Source organism: Parolsenella sp., from assembly GCF_982402205.1.
In genome coordinates this window covers 1-2974 of the sequence record NZ_CEVYAT010000170.1, presented here as the reverse complement: position 1 = coordinate 2974, position 2974 = coordinate 1, and the positions used below count along the sequence as shown (strand labels likewise).

The following is a 2974-nucleotide window of genomic DNA, read 5'->3' as shown; positions in this document are numbered from 1 at the left end:
TCAACAACCTCGTCGCCTCCGTCGAGCAGGCCTCCGACGATGTCATCAACGCCAACGCTTGGGCCAAGTCCGTCAAGGAGGCCGGCGCCATCCGCATCGGCGCCACGCGCACCTCGGCCATCTTCTCCCAGCTCGACGAGACCGACAACAAGGTCTATGGCTTTGACGCCGGCCTCTACCTGGGCCTCACCCGCTACATCCTGGGCGACGAGAACAAGTACGAGTACACGCAGGTGACCTCCGACACCCGCGAGTCGGTTCTCCAGAACGACACGGTCGACGCCGTGTTCGGCAGCTACACCATCACGGACAAGCGCAAGGAGGTCATCTCCTTCGCCGGACCCTACCTGTCGACCCAGTACGCCATCCTCGTGCTCGCCGACGACTCCGGCATCAACTCTGTCGACGACCTCGCCGGCAAGAAGGTCGCCGTCCAGTCCGGCTCCACCGGTCCCGACGTCATGGCCCAGTACGCGCCCAAGGCCGAGGTCCAGGAGTTCTCCAAGGACGACGAGTGCCGCGCCGCCCTCGAGCAGGGTCGCGTTGACGCCTACGTCGTCGACAACACGCTGCAGATGGGCAACGTCGTCAAGAACCCGGGCAAGTACCGCATCGCCGGCGACCCGTTTGGCCCCGAGGAGTTCCTGGGCATCGGCGTGAAGCACGACAACACCGACGCCATCGACTTCATCAACGACTTCCTCAAGAAGTTCGAGGACGACGGCAAGTGGGACGAGCTCTACAAGATCTCGATTGCCGAGCGCTGCGGCATCGACACGATCCCCGAGCCGCCCGCGATCGGCGCCTAAGGCCTGCGCTTGGGCCTGCTCGAGCATGGGTATAATCCCGCTGCTTGACATGGGTTTCTAATAGCTGGGGCCCTCCGTCCATCGGGCGGTGGGCCCTTCCCTGTAAGGAGGTACCATGGGGCTGCCAGAGCTCATCGCCGGCTACGGCCCGATGTACCTGACGGCGCTTCTCACCACGTGGCGACTTACGATCGTCTCGTTTGCGCTCGTCATGGTGTTCTCGGTCCTTTTGACCGTCATGCGCGTCTCGCCGTTCAAGCCGCTGCGCGTCGCGGGCGACGTCTACGTGCAGATCTTCCGCAACATTCCCGGAGCGGTGCTGCTGCTCATCATCGTGTACGCGCTGCCGCACCTCAAGCTGCTGCTCGACTACGAGCCCTCCGTGGTGCTCGCCACCGTGCTGCTCGGCGCCGCGTTTGGCTCCGAGAACTTCATGAGCGGCATCAATACCATCGGCCCCGGCCAGATCGAGGCGGCCCGTGCCCTGGGCCTTTCGTTTGGCAAGATCCTGCGCACCATCGTTATCCCGCAGGCGCTGCGCTCCACGGTGCTGCCCATGACCAACCTCTTCATCGCTGTCATGCTCACCACGGCCCTGGGCTCGCAGGTCCCCATGACCCCGCAGGAGCTCACGGGTGTGGTTACCTACATCAACACGCGCGAGTCGGCGGGCATCGTCACATTCTTCGTCAGCGCCGCCGGCTATATCACCACCGCGCTCGTTGCGGGCTTCGTGGGTAACGCCATCGACAAGAGGGTCAGGGTGATTCGATGAGCGCCAAGACTATGAGGGACGCCCTCTACGAGGAGCCGGGTCCCAAGACGCGCAAGAAGATGATCGTGGGCTCGGCCCTGTCGCTCGTGGCCCTGGTCGCCCTGCTCGCCTGGGTGGTCTGGCGCTTCTGGGTCACCGGCCAGCTCTCCGCCCGCTACTGGGAGCTGTTCACGTGGCGCACCACGTGGCGCTACCTGCTCGCCGGCCTCGAGGGCACCTTTGCCGTGGCGCTCACCGCGGCGGTGCTGTCGCTCGTCCTGGGCCTCGTGCTCATGCTGGGTCGAACGAGCCACATCCGCCCCCTGAGCGCCCTGTGCGCGGTGCTCACCAACGTCCTGCGTGGCGTGCCGAGCTTGCTGTTCATCTACTTCTTCTTCTTTGCGATGCCCAACCTCGGCATCAAGATGTCGGCGTTCTGGATGCTGTGCCTGCCGGTGACGCTCGCCGCCTCGGGCGTGCTCGCCGAGGTGTTCCGCGCGGGCGTCAACGCCGTGCCGCGCGGCCAGACCGAGGCGGGCCTGTCGATTGGCCTGTCGCGCTGGAAGGTCAAGACCAAGATCGTGCTGCCGCAGGCCATCCGCTACGTCATCCCGTCGCTCATCAGCCAGCTGGTCGTCGTGGTCAAGGACACGGCGCTTGCCTACGTCGTGAGCTATCCCGACCTCATGCAGAACGCCCAGGTGCTGCGCACCAACTACGACGCGCTCGTCTCGACGTTCCTCGTGGTCGCGGTTATCTACATCCTCATCAACAGTCTCATCAACAAGGCGGCTGTCGCCGTCTCGCGCCGTACGGGCGTCAAGATCATCCGCTAGCGACGCAGCCAAGGGAGAGAGTCATGAACCAGACAACCACGGACGCCCGGCCCGTCATCGAGCTTCGCCACGTCGAGAAGAACTTTGGCGACCTGCACGTCCTCAAGGACATCAACCTGAGCGTGACCAAGGGCGAGGTCCTCGTCATCATCGGCCCGTCGGGCTCGGGCAAGTCGACGCTGTGTCGCACCATCAACCGCCTCGAGACCATCGACTCCGGCGAGATCCTCATCGAGGGTAAGCCGCTGCCGCAGGAGGGCAAGGAGCTCACGCGCACGCGCGCCGAGCTGGGCATGGTGTTCCAGCAGTTCAACCTGTTTGCCCACAAGACCGTCCTCGACAACGTGACGCTGGGACCCGTCGAGGTCCTGGGCATGTCCAAGGACGAGGCCAAGGACCGTGCCATGGAGCTGCTCGCCCGCGTGGGCGTGGCCGAGCAGGCCACCAAGGTGCCCGCGCAGCTCTCGGGTGGCCAGCAGCAGCGCGTCGCCATTGCCCGCTCGCTGGCGATGAGCCCCAAGGCGATGCTGTTCGACGAGCCCACGAGCGCCCTCGACCCCGAGATGATTAACGAG

The 2974-nt window shown here is 65.0% G+C and carries 4 protein-coding genes; all 4 read left to right on the top strand.

Translation table 11 applies throughout. The annotated features are described in order from the left end of the window. The coding region (locus tag AC1VTH_RS07610; protein ID WP_481335538.1) for a transporter substrate-binding domain-containing protein at nt 1–809 on the top strand (809 nt) is incomplete at its 5' end. Nucleotides 810–924: 115 nt separating this feature from the next. Continuing rightward, on the top strand, nt 925–1584 hold the full coding sequence (locus AC1VTH_RS07605; RefSeq protein ID WP_481335537.1) for an amino acid ABC transporter permease: 660 nt from the start codon (nt 925–927) through the stop codon (nt 1582–1584). Then, nucleotides 1581–2399 (top strand): amino acid ABC transporter permease, encoded by an 819-nt coding sequence (locus AC1VTH_RS07600; RefSeq protein WP_481335536.1) that lies wholly within the window; start codon nt 1581–1583, stop codon nt 2397–2399. Before AC1VTH_RS07605 ends, AC1VTH_RS07600 begins: the two co-directional genes overlap by 4 nt. Nucleotides 2400–2422: 23 nt before the next feature. Beyond that, nucleotides 2423–2974 (top strand): amino acid ABC transporter ATP-binding protein (locus tag AC1VTH_RS07595; protein ID WP_481335535.1); only part of this gene is annotated, 552 nt, incomplete at its 3' end.